We start from the raw sequence: 22200 nt of genomic DNA on the forward strand, positions 1-22200 counted from the left end.
ATGAGGCGTGACGAGCTGATCCGGCCGGTGCCGGACCTGTTGAAGGAGCACGCCGGGCGGGCACCGCGGCGGATCGCCTACGCCGACTCCGCGCGCAGCGTCACCTACGCCGAGCTGGAGCGTCGCACGCGTGCGCTGGGGGCGTATCTCATCCGGACGGGACTGCGGCGCGGCGACCGCGTCGCGCTCTGCCTCGGCAACAGCGTGGAGACGGTGGAGAGTTGCCTGGCCGTGCTGCGGGCCGGGATGGTCGGCGTCCCGCTCAATCCACGGTCCTCCGACGCCGAGCTGGCCCACTTCCTCCAGGACAGCGGTGCCGCCTTCGTCATCACCGACGCCGCGCACCTCGCCCGACTGCGGCGCCTGGGACCGCCGTACGACCGCTTGGGCGTCCTGGTCAGCGGGAACGGACCGGTGGCTCCGGACGGCGCCCGGCCGTTCGAGAGCGCGGCCGAGGGCGACGGGGCCGCGGAGATCGACACGCTCGGGCTCGACGACCCGGCCTGGATGCTGTACACCTCCGGCACCACCCACCGGCCCAAGGGCGTGCTGTCCACGCAGCGGGCCGCGCTGTGGACCGTGGCCGCCTGCTACGCCCCGATTCTCGGCCTCTCGCCCGACGACCGTCTGCTCTGGCCCCTTCCGCTGTTCCACAGCTTCAGCCACTCCCTGGCGATCCTGGGCGTGACCGCGGTGGGCGCGAGCGCCCGGATCGCCGGTGAGCTGCTGCCGCCGGGCGGCCTGTGGCGGGAACTGGTCACGGGACACGAGGGGCTCGGCGGGCCCTTCACCATGCTGGCCGGCGTGCCCGCGACGTATCACCAACTGGTCGACTCGGCCGGCGAGGCCCCGCAGGCGCTGCGGATGTGCGTCGTGGCCGGCGCGCCGAGCGGTCCCGCGCTGCGCGCCGCCGTGGCGGCCACCCTGGGGACGCCGCTGCTCGACGCGTACGGCAGCACCGAGACCTGCGGCATGATCACGGTGAACCGGCCGGAAGGGCCCCGGGTCGACGGCTCCTGCGGGCTCCCGGTGCCGGGTGTGGACCTGCGCCTCGTCGATCCGGGCAGCGGCGCGGACGTCCCGGACGGGGCCGAGGGCGAGGTCTGGGTGCGCGGCCCCGGCCTGATGACCGGGTACCACGAGCAGCCCGAGGCGACGGCCGCCGCGCTGCGGGACGGCTGGTACCGCACCGGGGATCTCGGCCGCCGCGTCGAGCACGGCCATCTCCGGCTCACCGGCCGGGTCAGCGAGCTGATCATCCGCGGCGGCGAGAACATCCACCCGACGGAGATCGAGCAGGCTCTCGCGCAGTGTCCCGGAGTGCTGGACGCGGTGGTCGTGGGGGCGCCGCACGACGTGCTCGGCGAGGTCCCGGTCGCCTTCGTCGTGCCTGGTCCGGGCGGGATGGACGCACGGCGGGTGCTCGCCGAGTGCCGTACCCTGCTGGCCGACCACAAGGTGCCGACCGAGATCCGCGAGATCGCCGCCGTCCCGCGCACCGCGTCCGGCAAGATCGCCCGGCACCAGCTCGCCGCCCCTGCCCAGGCCGCCCCGGTCGCGGCAGCGACACCCCATGCCGCCCGACCGGCCCGTACCGCCCTGCGCGAGCGGCTGCTGTCCCTCTCGCGCGACGACCAGGAGCGCGCGCTGCGCGAGACGGTGCTCACCGAGACGGCCGAGGTCTGCCGGCACGCGCCGGGGGAACTGCCGGACGCCGACAGTCCGTTCGTCGACGTCGGTCTGACCTCCGTCGGCGTGGTCGGGCTGGTGGAGCGGCTCGGTGCGCTGACCGGCCTGAGCCTGCCGCCGACGCTCGTCTTCGACCACCCGACGCCGGCCGCGGTGGCCCGGTACCTGCGCGCCGCGCTCTTCGAGGGCGAGCCCGTGGGACAGTCGCCCGCACAGGGCGAACGGAACCGGGCGTCGCTTCAGGACGATCCCATCGCGATCGTGGCCATGGGCTGCCGGTATCCAGGTGACGTCGAATCACCCGAAGATCTCTGGGAGTTGGTGGCGCGGGGCCGGGACGCCATATCGGAGTTCCCCACCGACCGCGGCTGGGACCTGGAGGCCCTGTACGACCCCGATCCCGACCGGGTCGGCACGTCGTACACGCGCCATGGCGGATTCCTGCACCGGGCCGGGGAGTTCGACGCCGGGCTGTTCGGGATCTCGCCGCGTGAGGCGCTCGCGACGGATCCGCAGCAGCGGCTGCTCCTGGAGACGTCCTGGGAGGTGTGGGAACGGGCCGGGATCGACCCGGCGTCGCTGCGCGAGAGCGACACCGGCGTCTTCGTCGGCGTGATGTACGGCGACTACGCCGGCCGCCTCACCGGCCCCCACGAACTGGAGGCACAGCTGGGCCTGGGCTCGACGGGCAGCGTGGCCTCCGGACGGATCTCCTATGCGTACGGCCTGCGCGGGCCCGCGATCACGGTCGACACCGCGTGTTCGTCCTCGCTCGTGGCGCTGCACTGGGCGGCGCGGGCGCTGCGCTCGGGCGAGTGCTCGCTGGCGCTGGCGGGCGGCGTCACGGTGATGGCGACACCCAACCCGTTCCTGGTCTTCAGCCGGCAGCGCGGGCTGTCGCCGGACGGGCGCTGCAAGTCGTTCGCGGCATCGGCCGACGGCACGGCCTGGGGTGAGGGCGTGGGACTCGTCCTGCTGGAGCGGTTGTCCGACGCGCGACGCAACGGCCATCCGGTGCTGGCCGTGCTCCGCGGCTCCGCCGTCAACTCCGACGGCGCGTCCAATGGGCTCACCGCACCCCACGGCCCGGCCCAGCAGCGTCTGGTCACCCAGGCGCTGGCGGACGCGGGGCTGCGCGGCGCCGACGTCGACGCGGTGGAGGCCCACGGTACGGGCACCCGACTGGGCGACCCCATCGAGGCGCAGGCCCTCCTCGCCACCTACGGACAGGGCCGCGAGGAACCGCTGTGGCTCGGGTCGGTCAAGTCCAACCTCGGGCACACGCAGGCCGCGGCCGGAGTCGCCGGCGTCATCAAGATGGTCCAGGCCATGCGGCACGGCGAACTGCCCCGCACCCTGTACGCCGACTCGCCCACCCCGCACGTCGACTGGGCCTCGGGCCGGGTGCGACTGCTGACCGCGCCCCGGCCGTGGCCGGCCGCCACAGACCGTCCGCGACGGGCGGGGGTCTCGGCCTTCGGTATCGGGGGCACCAACGCGCATGTGATTCTGGAGGAGGCGCCGCGGAGCGAGAGGGCGGACGCTCAAGGGGCGGTGGACTCCCCGGACCCGGCGGGCTCTCCGGAGCACACGCACACGGACTCTCCGGGCCTGGCGGACTCCCGGGAGACGGCCGCCGCGCCGCCCGTTCCGTGGCTGCTCTCCGCCGCCGACGAAACCGCCCTGCGCGCCCAGGCCCGACGGCTCGCGGCCGCAGCGGCGCACCGGCCCGGCCTGGCGCCCGCCGACATCGGCTACTCCCTCGCCGTGTCGCGCTCCGCGCTCACCCATCGCGCGCTCGTGCCGGTCGGTGAGCGGGCGCGGATGCTGGACGCGCTGAGCGCGTTCGCGCAGGGCCGGGACGTACCCGGAGTCGTACGGGGACTGGCGGACCCGGAGATCCGGACGGCCTTCCTGTTCACCGGCCAAGGGGCCCAGCGCCCCCGGATGGGCGCCGAACTGCGCGCCGCCTTCCCGGTCTTCGCCGATGCCTTCGACGAGGTCTGCCGGTACCTGGACGATCGTCTCCCGCGGCCCCTGGGCGCGGTGCTGTCCGCCGATCCGGGGTCACCGGAAGCGGCCCTCGTGGACCGTACGGACTTCGCGCAGGCCGCACTGTTCGCCTTCGAGGTGGCGCTGTTCCGGCTGCTGGAGTCGTGGGGTGTGCGGCCCGACCGGCTCGTGGGCCACTCCGTCGGCGAGCTGACGGCCGCGCATGTCGCCGGCGTGCTCGACGTGCCGGACGCGGCCGCGCTCGTCGCCGCTCGCGGACGGCTGATGCGGGAGCTGCCCGAGGGCGGCGCGATGGTGGCGCTGGACGCGACCGAGGAGGAAGCGGTCGCCGCGCTCGCGCGGTTCGGGGCGGGGCCGGCCGTCGCCGCCGTCAACGGGCCCCGCTCGGTGGTGATCTCGGGCGCGCGGGACGCCGTGCGCGCGGTCGCGGCCGACTTCGAGGCGCGCGGCCGCAGAGCCGTACCGCTGCGCGTCAGCCACGCCTTCCACTCACCCCTGATGGAGCCGATGCTCGACGAATTCCTGAGTGTGGCACGGGAGTTGACGTTCCGGCCGCCGCGCATCCCGATCGTCTCCACCGTGACGGGCCGGCCCGCCGAGCCCGCGCAACTGTGCTCGCCCGAGTACTGGGCGCGGCACGCCCGGCTGCCCGTGCGCTTCGCCGACGCCGTGCGCCGGCTCTCCGACGACGGGATCTCCGCCTACCTGGAACTCGGTCCCGGGCCCGCGCTCACCGCGGCGGCCATGGACTCGCTGTCCGGCACCGCGACGAGCGGCGCCCTTCTCGCCGTGGCCACACGGGGCGGCGCGTACGAACCGGAGACGCTCCTGTCGGCCGTCGCGCGGCTGCACGTGGCAGGGGCCGCCGTCGACTGGGCGGCCGTGTACGCGGGTTCCGGCACGCGGCGCGTGGACCTGCCGACGTACGCCTTCCAGCGGCAGCGGTACTGGCTGGACGCGCCGGGCCCCGCCGCGGCCGACGAGCGGGCGCTGCTGAGCCCGGCGTTCTTGGTGCCGGACACCGAACGGACCGTGCTGACCGGGCTGCTGTCCCTCGCCGCCCACCCGTGGCTGGCGGACCATGTCGTCGCCGGGCGGGTGATCGTGCCGGCGACGGTGTTCGTGGAGATGGCCGTGCGGGCGGGCGACGAGGTCGGCTGCGACGCGGTCGACGACCTCGTGATGCTGTCGCCGCTCCCTCTGCCCGGTTCCGCGGCCGTGCGGGTGCAGGTCGTGGTGGGCGCGCTGGACGAGAAGGGCCGACGGCCGGTCGACATCTACTCCCGGCCGGAGGAAGCCACCGAGGACGAGCGGTGGACCCGGAACGTCACCGGTCAACTGGGCCGCGGACATACGGCGCAGGGCGAGCCGGCCCCGTGGCCGCCCCGGGACGGCGAGGCCCTGGAGCTCACCGACGCGTACGCCGCCCTCGCCGACGCCGGGCTCGCCTACGGGCCGGCCTTCCAGGGCGTCGGCGCGGTCTGGAGGCGTGGCGACGACATCTTCGCGGAGGTCGGGCTGCCCGCCTCGCACGCCCCCGATGCGGGTCGCTTCGGGCTTCACCCGGCGCTGTTCGACGCAGCGTTGCACGCGCCGCTGCTGGTCGCGCCCACCGATGCGGGCACGGTGCGGGTGCCGTTCGCGTGGAGCGGGGTGAGCCTGCACGCTTCGGGAGCCACGGAGCTGCGGGTCAGCGTGACGCCGACGGGCCCGGACACGGTCTCGCTGACCCTGGCCGATCCGTCGGGCCGGCTCGTGGCGCGCGTGGAGTCACTGGCCATGAGGGAACTCCCGGCCGACCAAGCGGACATGACGGCCGACATGACGGCCGACACGAGGGACGGCCTCGTACGACGTGCACTGCTGCGCCCGCAGTGGACCACCCTCGAACTTCCCGGCGACCCTCCCGGCGACGCCGATGACGGCGTCTGGGCGGTACGTGGACCGGACGCGCTGAACCTCGTCGAGTTCCTGCCGGGCGCCCTGCCCGGTGCCGGAAACCCCGATTTCGTCGCCGTCACAGCCGTCGCTCCCACGGGCGATGTCGATCCGCTGCCGGACGTACGCGAGTTGACCGGCAGGGTACTCACGACGCTCCAGGACTGGCAGGGCGATCCGGACACGGCGGGCGCACGGCTGGTCGTCGTGACGCGGGACGCCACCGGGCCGGTACCGGATCCGGCGGGTGCCGCGGTCTGGGGGCTGGTGCGTTCGGCGCAGTCGGAGCTGCCCGGCCGTGTCGTCCTGGCGGACGTGGACGGGCGGCCCGAGTCGCTGCGTCTGCTGCGTTCGGCCGTCGCCACCGGAGAGCCCCAACTCCGCCTGAGGGACGGACAGATGACGGTTCCGCGACTGGCGGCCGCCGATGCCGCCTCCGAGCAGGGGGCCGCCCTCGACGCGGACGGTACGGTGCTGATCACCGGAGGCACCGGCGCGCTGGGCGCGGAACTGGCGCGGCACCTGGTCGCCGGACACGGCGTACGGCATCTGCTGCTGACCGGACGCCGCGGGCCGCGGGCACCCGGCGCCGAGGAACTGCGCCGCGAACTGGAGGAGGCGGGCGCGCAGGTCGCAATAGTCGCCTGTGACGCGGCCGACCGTGCCGCGGTGGCCGACGTGATCCGCCGATGCGAGCCACCGCTGACCGCCGTGGTGCACGCCGCCGGGGTTCTCGACGACGGCGTGCTGGACTCGCTGACGCCCGAGCGAATGGCGGCGGTGCTGCGGCCGAAGGCCGACGCGGCCTGGAATCTGCACGAACTGACCCGGGACATGGGGCTGTCGGCGTTCGTCGTGTTCTCCTCCGTCTCCGGTCTGCTGGGCCGGGCGGGCCAGGGCAACTACGCGGCCGCGAACGCGTTCCTCGACGCCCTCGCCCTCCGCCGCTCCGCCGAGGGACTGCCGGCGCTCTCGCTGGCATGGGGTCCGTGGGAGCACGCCGACGGCATGGCGGCGGGACAGCCCGGGCAGCGTCCGCGGTCACGCGACGTGCTCGTGCCGCTGTCCACGCGGCAGGGCCTGGCCCTGTTCGACGTCGCGCTGCGCTCGACGGATCCGGTCCTGGCGCCGGTCCTCGTGGACCGGGCGGTGCTTCGGTCCGGCGCGGGGCACCTGCCGGCACCCCTGCGCGGACTCGTCCGGCGGAGCCGCCCGGCCGCCGCGTCGACCGGCTTCGGCTCCGCCGGTTCGCCCGGGCAGCCGCCGGAGCCGGGAGCCTGGCGGAAGCGGCTGGCCCCCATACCCTCCGGCGACCGGGAGGGGGCGCTCGTGGCGCTGCTGCGGGCCGACGTGGCCGCGGTGCTCGGATACCCGCACGCCGACGCGCTCCCGGCCGGAAGGGCCCTGGCCGACCTGGGGTTCGACTCCCTGACCGCCGTCCAGATCCGCAACCGGCTGAGCACGGGGCTGGGGCTCCGGCTGTCGGCGGCGGTCGTGTTCGAGTACCGCACGGCCGAGGAACTGGCCCGCCATCTGCTCGGCCTGCTGGACGGCGAACCGGCCGCCGGGGCCGCCGCCCCCGAGGCGGGTGTGGCCCAGCGGCCCTCGTACAGCCTCTCCTCGCTGTTCCGGACGGTCGGTGCCGCCGGTCGGCCGGTGGCGGCGATGCACCTGCTCGTCACCGCGTCCTGGGCGCTGCCCACCTTCACGGCCGCCCACGGCCGGGAGCACGCCCTGCCCCCGATCCGCCGCGCCCACGGTCGCCCCGGCTCCGGGAGGCCGACGATCGCCTACTTCCCGGCCTACCATCCCTCACTCGCCTCGGACGGCGGAGATTTCCCCCGCTTCCACCGCGCGTTCAGGAACGACCTGGACGTCCTGGAGTTCCCGCACCCGGGTATCGGTGCCGGTGCCGCCGTACCGGAGGACCGCGGCGCCCTTGCGCGTACGCAGGCCGAGAGCGTGCTGCGGCACGTCGGGGACGGGCCTTTCGTGGTCGTGGGACGGTCGGCGGGCGGCAATGTGGCACACCTCGTGGCCCACCACCTGGAAAGCATGGGGCGGGCACCGAACGGTCTGGTGCTGCTGGACACCTATCACATCACCCCGGACAACAGCGGTACGGACTGGCTGCTGTCCCTGGCCGCCCCGGCACCGCAGGCCACCGGCCGCACCGAACAGGCCATCCTTGCCGGGGACGACGACACCGCCCTGGCCGCGATGGGCGCCTACAACCGGATCTTCCTCGGCTGGGTCCCCGAGCCGGTCGACACACCCACGATTCTGCTGCGGGCACTGCGACCCACGCCCGCCATGGCTGCCTCCGCGGAGGGGGACGCCTGGCGGACGTCCTGGCCGACGGCGCACGACGTCGTGGACGTCCCCGGCGACCACCTGACGATGTTGCAGGACCACGCGGAGACAACCGTGTCGGCGATCCGCACCTGGATCGACGCGCGGACGACCGAGGGGCCGAGTATCTGAGCCAGGTTTGTTGAGCATTAATGCATTGCCTCGGCGGGGCCGGCCCTGCTGCACTGCACAGGACCCGTCGGCACCCAAGGAGGAGCAGCGATGCGCACTGCGTTCATGTCCACCCCGGAAGGAAAGACCCCCTCACTCAAGGACATGACGCTTCGTGCACTTGCTCAATCTCGGGATCCTCGCCCATGTCGACGCCGGTAAGACCAGCCTGACCGAACGCCTGCTGTACACGGCGGGCGTGATCGACGAGATCGGCAGCGTCGACGCCGGGAACACCCGGACCGATTCCCTCGCGCTGGAGCGGCAGCGCGGCATCACCATCAAGTCCGCCGTCGTCTCCTTCGCCCTCGACGACGTGACGGTCAACCTCATCGACACCCCAGGCCACCCGGACTTCATCGCCGAAGTGGAACGGGTGCTCGGCGTCCTCGACGGCGCCGTGCTGGTCGTCTCCGCCGTCGAGGGCGTCCAGCCGCAGACCCGCGTCCTGATGCGCACCCTGCGACGGCTGCGCATCCCCACCCTCGTCTTCGTCAACAAGATCGACCGACGCGGCGCACACCACGACGCCGTCCTGCGGGCCCTCGCCGAACGGCTGACCGCGTCCGTCGTGCCGATGGGGACGGCCGACGGCCTGGGCACGCGTGACGCGCGCTTCGTCCCCGGCCTCCCCTTCTCGGCGCTCGACGTCCTCGCCGACCACGACGAGGAGCTGCTGACGGCGTACGTCGAGGACACGGTCTCGTACGACCGCCTCCGCGCCGCCCTCGCCGCCCAGACCCGGCAGGCCCTCGTCCACCCCGTGTACTTCGGCTCCGCCGTCACGGGCGCCGGCGTCGGCGCACTCGTCGAGGGCATCAGGCGACTGCTGCCCGCGGCTGACGGCGACCCGCGAGGGCCGGTCTCGGGCTCGGTCTTCAAGGTCGAGCGGGGACCGGCGGGGGAGAAGGTCGCGTACGCGCGGATGTTCTCCGGCACCGTGCGCACCCGCGACCGGATCCGCTTCGGCGCGGCCGGCGCATCGAGCGACGCGGGCGATCTGGACGACACCCGCACCGAGGGCCGGATCACCGCGATCAGCGTCTTCGACCGGGGCGCGGACGTCCGGGACGACCTGGTGGCGGCGGGCCGGATCGCCAAACTGTGGGGCCTGGCCGACATCAGGATCGGCGACGCTTTCGGCGAACCCCGCAAGGAGTGCGGGCACTTCTTCGCTCCGCCCACCCTGGAAACGGTCGTCGTCGCGGCCGACGGCGCGGACCGGCGGGACCTGCACCGGGCGCTCACCCTGCTCGCCGAACAGGACCCGCTGATCGACCTGCGCCACGACGAGGTACGGCAGGAGACCTTTGTCTCCCTCTACGGCGAGGTGCAGAAGGAGGTCATTCAGGCCACGCTCGCCGACGAGTTCGGCCTCGACGTCACCTTCCGCGAGACCACACCGCTGTGCGTCGAGCGGCCGGTCGGCTCGGGTACGGCGGTCGAGTTCAACAAGAAGGACGGCAACCCCTTCCTCGCGACCGTCGGCCTGCGCGTCGACCCGGCGCCGGTCGGTTCCGGCGTGGCCTTCCGGCTGGAGGTGGAGCTCGGCTCCATGCCGTACGCCTTCTTCAAGGCCGTCGAGGAGACCGTCCGCGAGACCCTCGGACAGGGCCTGCACGGCTGGCAGATCCCCGACTGCACCGTCACCATGACCCACTCCGGCTACTCGCCCCGGCAGAGCCACGCCCACCAGGGCTTCGACAAGAGCATGTCCAGCACGGGGTACGACTTCCGCGGCCTCACCCCGCTGGTGCTGGTCGAGGCCCTGCGCCGGGCGGGCACCCAGGTGCACGAGCCGATGCACCGCTTCCGCGTCGAGGCCCCGACCGACACCCTGGCCGCGCTGCTGCCGGTGCTGGCCCGTCTGCGCGCGGTGCCGCGGACCACACAGACCCGCGGCGCCTCCTGCGTGCTGGAGGGGGAGGTGCCCGCTGCCCATGTGCACGAGCTGGAGCAGCACCTGCCGGGGCTGACGCGCGGCGAGGGCGAGCTGGAGAGCGCCTTCGACCACTACGCGCCCATGGCACGGGGCGGCACGGTCCCGGAGCGCCGGCGCACCGACCTCAACCCGCTGAACCGCAAGGAGTACCTGTTGCACCTGACACGCAGGGTCGGCGGCTGAAAAGTCGTCGGGAGGGCGCGGGACGGCTTTCGTACGATCGCCGCATGACAGCGGACACACGAATCGAGCAGGCCCAACTCCTCTACGAGCGCGCGGTGTTCGGAGGTGACAGCGGCGCACTGACGGCTGCCGGGCATGAGCTCGACGCGGTCGAGGCCGATCTCGCCCTGGCCCGGGGCAAGGTCGTCCACGCCCGGTTCCTGGAGGAGCGGGTCGAGGACGCGCGGGAGCTGGAGCTCTTCGAGCGCGCGGTACGGCTGTACCGCGCGCTCGGCGATGTGCGGGGCGAGGGGGAGGCGCTGTTCTGGGTCGGCACCTTCCACCAGGTGGTCCGCGACGACACCGGGGAAGCCCTGCCCGCCCTCACCCGCGCCCTCGACCTCGCCACCCGGGCCGACGACCGGCTGACCATGTCGTACGCCCTTCGGCACCTCGGTTTCGCGGAGCACATGGCCGGACGGCTCGATGCGGCGCGCGACCTCTTCGAGGAGTCCACCCGTCTGCGCCGCGAGCTCGGATTCCTGGCGGGGGTGGCCGCCAACCTGATCGGGCTCGCCCATGTCGCGGCCCAGCAGGACCGGCGGGAGGAGGCCGCGGAACTCCTCCGGGAAGCGGGGGAATCGGCCGGGAAGGCCGGGGCGGAAGGCGTCCTGCGGTGGGTGGCGGAGGCTCGTGGGGAACTCGGCCTGTCCGGCGAGGGATGAGAAGGGCGTGATGGCCGAGACGGAACTTACTCCAGAGTCAGGGGTGTTGACGGTCTCCTGATCTCACCGGACTGTAGTGGAATGCTGAACTTCCGGACCCGTCTGCTCGTTGTCCTGGTCGTCCTCTTCGGATCACTGACGGTGGCGGGCCCCTCTCCCGCCACCGCCGCCCCCCTTCCCGGCTCCCTCTGGTTCGACGAAACGCCCCTCACCGTCCAAAACGGCCGGTTCACCGACGGAAACGGCCGCGAGGTCGTCCTGCGCGGATACAACGTCTCCGGCGAGACCAAACTGGACGAGAACGGCGGCCTGCCCTTCGCCTCGGTCGCCGACGCGAAGAAGTCCGCGACCGCGCTGCGCGCCCTCGGCGGCGGCAACTCGATCCGCTTCCTGCTGTCCTGGGCCTACGCGGAACCCGTTCGGGGCCAGGTCGACACCACGTATCTGGCCGCCGCCACCGCCCAGATGCGCGCCTTCCTCGACGCGGGCATCCGCGTGTACCCCGACTTCCACCAGGACCTCTACTCCCGGTACCTGTTCGACCCCGACAGCTGGTACACCGGCGACGGCGCGCCCAAGTGGGCCGTGGACCTCGGGAACTACCCCGACGAGAACTGCGGGATCTGCCTCTTCTGGGGCCAGAACATCACCCAGAACGAGGCCGTGAAGCAGGCGTCGCACGACTTCTGGCACAACGAGTACGGCCTCCAGGACGCCTTCCTGGCCACCGCCCAGAAGTCCATGGCGTACGTCCGGCAGAACGTCTCCGCCGCCGAGTTCGCGGGCGTCGTCGGCTTCGACCCCTACAACGAACCGCACGCCGGCTCCTACGACTCCGGCCAGACCAGCCGCACCTGGGAACGCGACATCCTGTGGCCCTTCTACGAGAAGTTCCGGTCCCGCATGGACGCGGCCGGCTGGCAGGACAAGCCGCTCTTCGCCGAGCCGAACCTCTTCTGGAACGCCAACATCGACTTCCAGAAGCAGGAGGGCGGACTGCTCGACGCGGGCACCCTCGGACCGCGGTACGTCTTCAACACCCACTTCTACGACCAGAAGGCCATCTCGGGCGTCTTCATGTGGGGCAAGGCGGAGGACGGCCAGTACGCCGGCGATTTCGGCACCGTCCGCGACCGCGCCTCGGCCACGAACACGCCCGCGATCATCAGCGAGTTCGGCCACCCGCTGGCCGGGTCGGTCTCCGACAAGGCGCCGACCGTGCTCAAGGCGATGTACCAGGCACTCGACTCCCGTGTCCCGGGCCGGAGCTGGTGGTCGAACCCGGCCGGCTCCGGCCCGGTGCTCTCCGGTTCGCAGTGGCAGTGGGACATCTACAACGGACGTCACCAGGAGCTGATGAACGGCAACCCCGACAAGGTCCTCACCGCCGCTGACGCCTGGAACGACGAGGACCTGTCCGCCGTACGCCTCGACGACTCGGGAACGCCGGTGCTGCGGCAGGACGCCCGGCTGCTGGACCGGATCTACCCGAGCGCCACGTCCGGTACGACGCTCGCCTTCACCTACGAGGACCGCTCACGGGACGGCGACACGACCCTGACCTGGAACCCGGTGCCCAGCTCGCTGCCGAACGTGGCGCAGCTGGTGGGATCGGGGCAGTACGGGCTCCAGGTGTGGCGCTCGAACAGCGGCACCGCACCCACCGAACTGCACCTTCCGGCGTCCTTCCCGACCGGGTCCACCACGGTGGTCTCCGACCTGGGCACGGCGTACGCCCCGCCGTCGTACACCTCGGCCACCCCGGTCGGCGTGGCAGCGGAACCGGGCGGCACGGGAAGCCGCCGCCTGCTGCTCACCGACTCCGACTCCGGCGTCCTGCACTACGCGCTGGTGACGAACGGGGCGAGCGCTCCCTCGGCGGCCCTGCTGAACGCCGCACGGTCCGAGCTCTCCGCGTGGGCCGCGCGGACCGTCGGCTAGGAGCCGGACCGGAAACCTCGTTTGACCCTGCCCTTACGTCAGGTCGCACGCTGGACCCGACGAAAGGGCAGGTGAACGAGCTACCCCGTGGGGCAGGTCGCGGCCTTCGACGACGGCGATCCCGGCGACGGCGAGCGGGCCACGGACCTCGCCGCCGATCCACGCGCCTTCGCCCTCGTCGTACCGCCCTCGCGGCGGCGAAGGCGCTGGGCTGATCAGCCGGCCGTCGGGCCGGTCCAGCCGGCCTCCACATGGCCCAGCCGGACCCGCTGCGGGTGGTCGCCGACCGGGACGGACACCTGCTTCTGCCCGGTGGCGAAGTCGATGGCCGTGACCTGGTCGGTGCCGCTCTCGGAGACCACACAGGACTTGCCGTCACCGCTGACCGTGGCCCAGTAGGGCTTGGAGGCGGTCACGAGCGGCCCCTCCTGGAGGGTGGTGCGGTTGACGACGACCGCGTAGTCGTCCATCGTGCCCGCGACGCAGAGCTTGCTGCCGTCGGGGCTCATCGAGATGCCGTGGTGGCGTGAGTCGTTGACGAAGGTGGTGCGGTCGTCGCTGGTCGCCGGGTTCTTCGGCAGGGTCTTCGTGCGGGTGATCCTGTCGGTGGCCAGGTCGTACTCGAAGAAGCCGTTGAAGAACGACACCTGGAAGTACAGCTTCGACTCGTCCGGCGAGAACACCGCGGGCCGGACCGCGTCGGAGTAGTCCGTCAGGCCGATCGTGTCGAGCTTGGGGCGCATGTCGATGACCTTGACCTGCTGGTACGTGGTGGCGTCGACGACGGTGATGCGCCGGTCGCCCTTCGTCCAGTCCAGCCAGGGGGCGTCGCTCTGCGTGTTCACGTCGCCGATCGCCATGTTGTAGAGGTACTTGCCGTCCTGGGTGAAGATGTTCTCGTGCGGCTTGTCGCCGGTGGCGAACCTGCCCAGTTCCTTGCCGTTCTCGATGTCCAGGACGTGCACGGTGTTGGAGGTCGAGGCGGACACGGCCACCCGCTCGCCGTCGGGGGAGACCGCCATGTGGTCGGCGCGGTAACCGGACACGGGGAAGCGCCAGTTGACGTCCCCCGTGGCCAGGTCGAGGGACACCACGTCGGCGAAGCTGGGGCGCGAGACGACCACGGACCTGCCGTCGGGCGTCGAGTACATGTCGTCGACGAACTGGTCGTGGCCCTCACCCACGCTGTTGCGGATCGCCATGAAGTAGATCCACTTGATGGGATCGGCGTTGATCTCCGCCATCCGCTCGTCCATGTCGGGGATGACGTCGATACGGCCGATCTTCCCGAAGTCCCCGGCGGACTTGATGACGTCGGCGGTGCCGTCCCAGTTGTTGCCGACGAACATCACCTCGCGCAGGGCCGCGGCGGAGGAGTCGGCTGCGGTGGCGGTGGTCGCGGGGGCGGCGACGGTCAGGGCGAGGGCGGCGGCTACGGAGCACAGGTGCCTGGGTCTGAAGGCAGGCATGACTGCTCTCTTCCTCTGAGGCGGGAGGGGGGCGAATCTGAACACATGTGCTTTCAGAATCAACTTACTGAAAAGTAAGGAGGGGGTGCCCTTCTCCACAAGACTGCGTACACGACAAAATTGGCCGTCGGGTCGGCGAGGCCGTGGGAGGACAGCGTGACGGGCAGGATCAAGGCGCCCACCGGCCGCTACGGCGGCAAGTCGGCCGAGGAGCGACAGGCCGAGCGGCGGCGACGCTTCCTGGACGCCGCGCTTCAGCTGTTCGGCGGCAGCCCCGGCTACCGGGCCACGACGGTCGCCGCGCTGAGCGAGGCCGCGGGCCTGTCGACCCGTCAGTTCTACGAGGAGTTCCGCACCCTTGAAGATGTCCTGGCCACCCTCCACCTCCAGGTCAACGCGTGGGCGGAAGAGGCCGCCCTGACGGCGGTGGCCCAGGCGGAACACCTGCCGCTGGCCGAGCGCGCCACCGCGATCTTCCGCGCGTACGCGGCGAACGTCACCGCCGACCCGCGCCGCATCCGCATCACCTTCGTCGAGATCATCGGCGTCAGCCCCCGCCTGGAGGAACAGCGCCTCGCGCGCCGCGCCCGCTGGGTCGAGCTGGTCTGCGCCGAGGTGGCGTCCGCCGTCGCCCGCGGCGAGGCGGCACCGCGCGACTACCGCCTCGCCGTGACCGCGTTCATCGGCAGCGTCAACGGGCTGCTGCACGACTGGAGCGCGGGGTGGGTGGACGCGACCCTCGACGAGGTCGTCGACGAACTGGTCCGCATCCTGCTCGGCATCCTCCAGCCGACGGACGCACGGCTCGCCGGGTCCTGAACCGGGACCGGTGACGCCGTCGGCTCGTGCGGTTCAGCCGTCGAGCCGGTTCACCGCGTCGAGGACGGGCGCGAAGCCGTCCTCGGCCCGCAGCCGGTCGGCGATGTCGCGGGCGCGCCGGCCGAAGGACGGGTCGGTGGTCGCCCGCCGTACGGCGTCCGCCAGTGCCTCCGCCGTGAGCCTGCGCAGCGGCAGGGCCCGGGGCGCCACGCCGAGCGCGACCAGGCGGCCGGCCCAGAAGCCCTCGTCGAACTGGATCGGGACGGGCACGGCGGGCACCCCGGCGCGCAGCCCGGCCGCCGTGGTGCCCGCGCCGCAGTGGTGGATCACGGCGGCCATCCGCGGGAACAGCGCGGAGTGCGGCACCTCGCCGATGGTCAGTACGTCGTCCCCGGCGGCCTCCAGCCGGCCCCAGCCCCGCTGGATCACCGTGCGGAGCCCGGCCCGGCGCAGGGCGCGCACGACCTCGGCGCTCAGCCGCGCGGGATCGGGCACGGTCGCGCTGCCCAGCCCCACGAAGACCGGCGGCGGGCCCGCGTCCAGGAACTCCCGCAACTCGGCGGGGAGTTGGGCCTCACCGTCGTACGGCCACCAGTAGCCCGTCACCTCCAGGTGCGGCGGCCAGTCGCTCGGCCTGGGCACCACCAGGGGGCTGTAGCCGTGCAGAGCGCGGCCCTCGCGTGTGGTGCGGGGCTTGCCGCGGGGCAGTCCGAGGCGGGTGCGTACGTCCGGGACGGCCGCCGAGAAAACGCGGTTGATGGCGAGGCTCACACCATGTCCGGCGACCCGGTTCCCGACGGGACCCCAGGAGCCGCCCCCGAGCATCGGCGGCCCGAACTCCCGGGTAGGGGTGAGGGGTTGCAGAGGGACGTCGATGCTCGGCAGCGACAGACCCTCGGCGATGGAGTGCCCCAGGGGCGTGGTGGCGCCCGCCAGGAGCAGGACGTCACTGCTGCGCGCCGCGGCCAGCATGTCGTCCGTCAGGTGCCCGGCCAGCGCCCGCGCCATCCCCATCACGCGGACCAGCTTGCCCAGGCCGGTCGCACTGCGGTGCAGGTTCCGGCCGCGCGGGGACTCCAGTTCCGCCCGTGGGTCGAGCGGCATCGGGTGGAAACGCACCCCGGTTCCGGCGACCAGCCGCTCGAAGCAGCCGTGCGTGACCAGGGTGACCTCGTGTCCGGCCCGGGACAGGGCGTGCCCGAGTCCGGTGTAGGGGGCGACATCGCCCCGGGAGCCCGCCGTCATGATCGCTACGCGCACATCGGCCAGTATGGCGGTGCGGGCTGCCGTCGGGGCCAACCGTGCATGCGAAAGGACGACTTCAGGTCCGCCTGAGCCGTTGACTTCCCCCTCCCGTGGCCCTAATTTCGGCGCCACATGTTCGACGTTCCGAATCATGTTCGAAATATCGAATGTGCTGAGTGTTTCTCCCGCCTGAAGGAGCCGCATGTACCCCCCGCCCCCAACGAATCCCGTCCGCCGCTGCAGATCCGCCGTGGCGCGCGCCCTCGCCCTGGCGCTCACCGCGACCGCCGCCCTGCTGTTCGCGGCCCCCGCCCCCGCCGAGGCGGCGACGGCCCGTCAGATACCCGTGCCCGGTGCACCCATGGGCTGGGCCTCCTGGAACGCGTTCGCCGCGAAGGTCGACTACAACGTCATCAAGCGGCAGGTCGACGCGTTCGTGGCGGCGGGTCTGCCCGAGGCCGGCTACGAGTACATCAACATCGACGAGGGCTGGTGGCAGGGCACCCGGGACAGCGCCGGCAACATCACCGTCGACGAGACGGAGTGGCCGGGCGGCATGAAGGCCATCGCCGACTACATCCACAGCAAGGGACTCAAGGCCGGCATCTACACCGACGCCGGCAAGGACGGCTGCGGCTACTACTTCCCGACCGGCCGGCCCGCCGCGCCAGGCTCGGGCAGCGAGGGCCACTACGAGCAGGACATGACGCAGTTCTCGAAGTGGGGCTTCGACTTCGTCAAGGTCGACTGGTGCGGCGGTGACGCCGAGAAACTCGACCCGAAGACGACCTACCAGGCGATCAGCGACGCCGTGGCGAAGGCGACGGCCACCACCGGCCGCCCGCTCGCCCTCTCCCTGTGCAACTGGGGCTACTCCAACCCCTGGAACTGGGCCCCGGGCATGGGCCCGATGTGGCGGACCAACACGGACATCTTCTTCCACGGCGGCACACCGTCCTACGCCAACGTCCTGACCGCCTTCGACCGCAACATCCACCCCACGGCCCAGCACACCGGCTACTACAACGACCCCGACATGATGGTCGTCGGGATGAACGGCCTGACCGCCGCCCAGAGCCGTTCCCACATGAACCTGTGGGCGATCTCCGGCGCCCCGCTGCTCGCCGGCCTCGACCTCACCACCCTCACCACCGAGGCGACGAACATCCTCACCAACCCCGAGGTCATCGCCGTCGACCAGGATCCGCGCGGCCTCCAGGGCGTCGAGGTCGCCGAGGACGCCACCGGCCTCCAGGTCTACGGCAAGGTCCTCTCCGGCAGCGGCAATCGTGCCGTCGTCCTCCTCAACCGCACCTCGACCACGCAGAACATGACCGTCCGCTGGTCCGACCTCGGCCTCACGAACGCCTCCGCGACCGTCCGCGACCTGTGGGCCCGCCAGAACGTCGCCACCACCGGCACCGGCTACAGCACCAACGTCCCGGCAGGCGGTTCCGTGATGCTCACGGTCACCGGCGGCACCGAGCAGTCCGCGAGCACCTACAGCGGCACGTCGAGCTACTCCGGCGTCGTCGCCGGCAGCGCCGGTCTGAAGACCGTCGAGGTCTCCTACACCAACAACACGACCGCCGCCCGCACGGCGACGCTCACCGTCAACGGCCAGACCCCCACCAAGGTCTCCTTCCCGCCGACCGGCTCCAGCGCGGGCAACATCTCCGTCCAGGTCTCCCTCACCAAGGGCAGCGCCAACACCCTCTCCTTCTCCGGCGCCCCCACCCTCGACGGCATCGTCGTACGGCCGCTGCCCGGCAGGAACGGCACGCTGATCACGGGCAGCGGTTCCGGCCGGTGCGCGGACATCAACGACAACACCATCGCCAACGGCACCGACGCCCAGCTCTGGGACTGCACCGGCGGCCAGAACCAGGTCTGGCAGTACCACAGCACCCGCAAGGAACTCGTGGTCTACGGCAACAAGTGCCTCGACGCCTACAACCGCGGCACCACCAACGGCACCCGGGTCGTCATCTGGGACTGCAACGGCCAGAGCAACCAGCAGTGGACCCTGGGCACCGACGGCACCCTCACCAACGTCAACGCCGGGCTCTGCCTCGACGCGTACGGCGCGGCCACGGCCAACGGCACCAAACTGGTGCTCTGGACCTGCAACGGCCAGAACAACCAGAAGTGGACGGTGAGCTAGAGCCCCCGGGCGAGACACACGAGAAGGACACCGAGTGCCAGGGCGCCGGTCAGTGACCAGCCGGCCAGCAGCCGGCGCCGCAGGCCGCGGTATCTCGCCTCGTACTCGTCCCGCAGTCCTCCGGCACGCACCGCCGTGTGCTGCCAGGAGGCGCGGGCGAGTGCGAGGTACTCCGCCTCGAACCGCCGCTCCACCTCGCCCCGCTGACCCTCCGTCAGCCAGTGCAGGGGCGCGCTGAACCGCGCGGCGGCCGTACGGCCTTCCTCGCGCGCCGCGGCGAGCAGCAGATGGCCCTCGACGTCGTTCAGGAACCTGTCCGTGATGCTCACAGAGACGTCAGCTCCTTCTCCGGCGTGGGATCGTGGCGCAGGTCGAAGGCGGGGGATTCGGACCGGATCCGCGGCAGCGTCAGGAAGTTGTGGCGCGGCGGCGGGCAGGAAGTCGCCCATTCCAGCGAGCGGCCGTACCCCCACGGGTCGTCGGCCTCGATCTTCTCGCCGTACTTCGCGGTCTTCCAGACGTTGTAGAAGAACGGCAGCAGCGACGCTCCCAGCACGAACGAGAAGACGGTCGACAGGGAGTTGAGCGTCGTCAGCCCCTCCACCGCCAGATAGTCGGGGATACGGCGTTGCATTCCGTTCACCCCCAGCCAGTGCTGGACCAGGAACGTGCCGTGGAAGCCGATGAACAGCGTCCAGAACGTCATCTTGCCGAGGCGTTCGTCGAGCATCCTGCCCGTGAACTTCGGCCACCAGAAGTGGAATCCGGAGAACATCGCGAACACCACGGTGCCGAAGATGACGTAGTGGAAATGGGCCACGACGAAATAGGTGTCGGAGGTCGGGAAGTCCAGCGGCGGCGAGGCGAGCATGACTCCCGTGAGGCCGCCGAAGACGAAGGTGACGAGGAATCCCAGAGCCCAGAGCATCGGTGTCTCGAAGCTCAGGGAGCCGTTCCACATCGTGCCGATCCAGTTGAAGAACTTCACGCCGGTCGGTACGGCGATGAGGAACGTCATGAAGGAGAAGAACGGCAACAGCACACCGCCGGTGACGTACATGTGGTGCGCCCACACCGTCACGGACAGACCCGCGATCGCGACGGTCGCCGCGATCAGACCCATGTAGCCGAACATCGGCTTGCGGGAGAAGACCGGGATGACCTCGCTGATGATGCCGAAGAACGGCAGCGCGATGATGTACACCTCCGGGTGCCCGAAGAACCAGAAGAGGTGCTGCCACAGCAGCGCTCCGCCGTTCGCCGCGTCGAAGACGTGCGCCCCGAACTCGCGGTCCGCCTCCAGCGCGAACAGCGCCGCCGCGAGGACCGGGAAGGCCAGCAGCACCAGCACACCGGTCAGCAGCACGTTCCAGGTGAAGATCGGCATGCGGAACATCGTCATGCCGGGCGCGCGCAGGCAGATGATCGTGGTGATGAAGTTGACCGAGCCGAGGATGGTGCCGAAGCCGGAGAGCGCCAAGCCCATGATCCACATGTCGGCGCCCACACCGGGACTGCGGACGGCGTCGGACAGCGGCGCGTAGGCGAACCAGCCGAAGTCGGCGGCACCCTGCGGGGTGAGGAAGCCGCCGACCGCGATCGTCGAGCCGAACAGGTACAGCCAGTAGGCGAACATGTTCAGCCGGGGGAAGGCCACGTCCGGCGCGCCGATCTGGAGCGGCATGATCCAGTTGGCGAAGCCGGCGAACAGCGGCGTCGCGAACATCAGCAGCATGATCGTGCCGTGCATCGTGAACGCCTGGTTGAACTGCTCGTTCGACATGATCTGAAGGCCCGGCCGGGCCAGCTCGGCGCGCATGAACAGTGCCATCACGCCACCGATCACGAAGAACGCGAACGACGTGACCAAGTAGAGCGTTCCGATCGTCTTGTGATCCGTGGTGGTCAGCCACTGCACGGCTCGGACGCTCCTGATGTCTCTGATCCTCTTCACGCCCCGCCTGTGTCCGCGCCCCACCCGCGCGTCACACTCGACGCACGCGACAAGAATCACGGAAGCCGGTGTGACGATCCGGCGGGTGCCGGACACGAACGGAACATGAGCAACGACGAGATCTTCGCCGCTGCCTATCGCGAGCACTACTGGGCGGTCAGCCGCTATGTCGCGCGGCGACTGGACGGGCGCACGAGTGAGGTCGAGGAAGTGGTGGCGGAGGTCTTCACCGTCGCCTGGCGACGCCGGGCGGACCTGCCGGCCGCCCCGCTGCCCTGGCTGTACGGCGTGGCACGCAACTGCCTGGCGAACGCGGTACGCGGCTACGGGCGACGCCGGCGACTGGTCGACCGCCTCGGCAACGACGAGACCGCGCACGGCCGGCAGACCGTGGACAGCCCGGACACGGAGGCGCCGGGCGCCTGGGTGCACGACGCCCTGAACCGGCTGTCCCCGGCCGACCAGGAAGTGCTGCGGCTGACGGTGTGGGAGGAACTGGCGGTCGAGGAGGTCGCCGTGGCCCTCGGCTGCGGCAGCCGGGCCGCGGCCATGCGGCTGCACCGGGCCCGGCGCCGGCTGAGAGCCGAGATAGACCGTATGTCCCCGCCGACCGTGTCCAAGGAACGAAGCCATGGCTGACGAACTCGAACTGCTGCGCCGAGCCAACCCGGTACCGGTCGACGGCCCCCACTTCGGCGACGGCCCCCTCGACCACCACGCCGAACGGCACCTCGACCGGCTGCTGCGTGAACGCCCTGCCCCGCTCCGCCGCCGGACCCGGCTGGCCTGGGGGCTCGCGGCCACGGCCGTCGTCGCCGCACTCGTGTCGGCCCTGCTGTTCACCGGCCAGACGACGGCCCCGGCGGTCGCGGCACCCCGCCCGCTGCTCGTGCAGGCCGACTCCACCCCCGTACCCCTGACCACCCTCGCCGAGCGGGCAGGGGCGGCCGTGGCCGACGGTGCGCCGAAGCTCCGCAAGGGCACGCACGTGCAGGCGTGGAGCCTGGCCATGAGCGACAGCGAGCCGCCGATCACCCTGCCGCAGGAGCGCATCGTGCGGTGGAACGCCGACGACAGCCACACGGAGATCGTCATGGCGACCGACCCGCGCCACCCCGGGCGGCCGGTCCTGACCGACGAGGACGGCGAGCCGCGTCCGGTCGAGGACGGTCATGTCCTCAGCAGGCAGACCTACCCGCCCAGTTGGAGCGACGCCCCGCCGCAGTCGCCGCCCCCGACAAACGTCGCACGCCTGCGGGCCTACCTCCAGGAGGCCGCGTACAGCAAGACCCCGCTGAACACCGGCGAGCTCCTCGACGCCGTGGCGTCCGTGCTCGGCACCTGGACCCTCGGCGCCCGCGAGTCGGCGGCGCTCGCGCGGCTCCTCGCGGACACCGAGGGGATCAGGCCGCTCGGGCAGGTGACGGACCGGCTCGGGCGGCGCGGACAGGCGTACGTGTACGACGGGTCCGGTACCCGCAGGATGCTGATCATGGACCCGGCCACCGGCGCCGTACTCGGGCTGGAGACCACCTTCACCAAGGCGGAACCGGAGTACGGCGTCAGGGCCGGCGACGTGATGTCGTACAGCGCCTGGATGCGCTGAGCCGGAGCGG

The 22200-nt window shown here is 71.8% G+C and carries 12 protein-coding genes and 1 pseudogene; 9 read left to right on the forward strand and 4 right to left on the reverse strand.

Annotated elements, in window-relative coordinates; all coding sequences use genetic code 11:
• The 5 genes and pseudogenes from ACFU95_RS13625 to ACFU95_RS13645 all read left to right on the forward strand — a co-directional run.
• Positions 1-8124, forward strand: coding sequence for an SDR family NAD(P)-dependent oxidoreductase (locus ACFU95_RS13625; RefSeq protein WP_383826323.1), 8124 nt, complete (start codon positions 1-3; stop codon positions 8122-8124).
• A gap of 154 nt (positions 8125-8278) precedes the next feature.
• Positions 8279-10288, forward strand: a complete 2010-nt coding sequence (locus tag ACFU95_RS13630) for a GTP-binding protein (RefSeq protein WP_383826326.1) — start codon at positions 8279-8281, stop codon at positions 10286-10288.
• A gap of 44 nt (positions 10289-10332) precedes the next feature.
• Positions 10333-10992: a tetratricopeptide repeat protein gene (locus tag ACFU95_RS13635; RefSeq protein WP_383826328.1), complete on the forward strand. Its 660-nt coding sequence runs from the start codon at positions 10333-10335 to the stop codon at positions 10990-10992.
• A gap of 81 nt (positions 10993-11073) precedes the next feature.
• Positions 11074-12933, forward strand: a complete 1860-nt coding sequence (locus tag ACFU95_RS13640) for a cellulase family glycosylhydrolase (protein WP_383826331.1) — start codon at positions 11074-11076, stop codon at positions 12931-12933.
• A gap of 96 nt (positions 12934-13029) precedes the next feature.
• Positions 13030-13134, forward strand: a pseudogene (locus tag ACFU95_RS13645) (MerR family transcriptional regulator); the annotation flags it as partial.
• 14 nt (positions 13135-13148) lie between these two features.
• On the opposite strand, the gene ACFU95_RS13650 reads toward ACFU95_RS13645, so the two are convergent.
• A complete protein-coding gene (locus ACFU95_RS13650; protein WP_383826333.1) occupies positions 13149-14402 on the reverse strand; it encodes a YncE family protein in 1254 nt (417 codons plus the stop codon).
• 156 nt (positions 14403-14558) lie between these two features.
• Here ACFU95_RS13650 and ACFU95_RS13655 point away from each other — a divergent pair, with 156 nt between their 5' ends.
• The gene (locus tag ACFU95_RS13655) at positions 14559-15221 is read left to right on the forward strand and encodes a TetR/AcrR family transcriptional regulator (protein WP_383826336.1); all 663 of its coding nucleotides are present in this window, start codon (positions 14559-14561) and stop codon (positions 15219-15221) included.
• 33 nt (positions 15222-15254) lie between these two features.
• On the opposite strand, the gene ACFU95_RS13660 is transcribed toward ACFU95_RS13655, so the two are convergent.
• Positions 15255-16466 carry a glycosyltransferase gene (locus tag ACFU95_RS13660; protein ID WP_383826551.1) on the reverse strand — a complete coding sequence of 404 codons (1212 nt, stop codon included), beginning with the start codon at positions 16464-16466 and terminating at the stop codon, positions 15255-15257.
• A 202-nt stretch (positions 16467-16668) separates the two neighbouring features.
• Between ACFU95_RS13660 and ACFU95_RS13665 the strand changes: the two genes are divergently transcribed.
• Entirely contained in the window at positions 16669-18630 is a 1962-nt protein-coding gene (locus tag ACFU95_RS13665; RefSeq protein WP_383826338.1) for a ricin-type beta-trefoil lectin domain protein, read from the forward strand.
• Here ACFU95_RS13665 and ACFU95_RS13670 read toward each other — a convergent pair.
• Together ACFU95_RS13670 and ctaD are read right to left on the reverse strand one after the other, a co-directional pair.
• Positions 18627-18959: a hypothetical protein gene (locus tag ACFU95_RS13670; protein WP_383826341.1), complete on the reverse strand. Its 333-nt coding sequence runs from the start codon at positions 18957-18959 to the stop codon at positions 18627-18629. The genes ACFU95_RS13665 and ACFU95_RS13670 overlap by 4 nt on opposite strands.
• A complete protein-coding gene (ctaD, locus tag ACFU95_RS13675; RefSeq protein WP_383826554.1) occupies positions 18956-20608 on the reverse strand; it encodes a cytochrome c oxidase subunit I in 1653 nt (550 codons plus the stop codon). The genes ACFU95_RS13670 and ctaD overlap by 4 nt, the downstream gene beginning before the upstream one ends.
• Positions 20609-20689: 81 nt before the next feature.
• Between ctaD and ACFU95_RS13680 the strand changes: the two genes are divergently transcribed.
• Positions 20690-21223, forward strand: a complete 534-nt coding sequence (locus ACFU95_RS13680) for an RNA polymerase sigma factor (protein ID WP_383826344.1) — start codon at positions 20690-20692, stop codon at positions 21221-21223.
• Positions 21216-22190, forward strand: a complete 975-nt coding sequence (locus tag ACFU95_RS13685) for a CU044_5270 family protein (protein WP_383826346.1) — start codon at positions 21216-21218, stop codon at positions 22188-22190. The genes ACFU95_RS13680 and ACFU95_RS13685 overlap by 8 nt, the downstream gene beginning before the upstream one ends.
• Positions 22191-22200 lie beyond the last annotated feature (10 nt).

It is taken from the genome of Streptomyces sp. NPDC057623 (assembly GCF_042800355.1).
Taxonomy (GTDB): domain Bacteria; phylum Actinomycetota; class Actinomycetes; order Streptomycetales; family Streptomycetaceae; genus Streptomyces.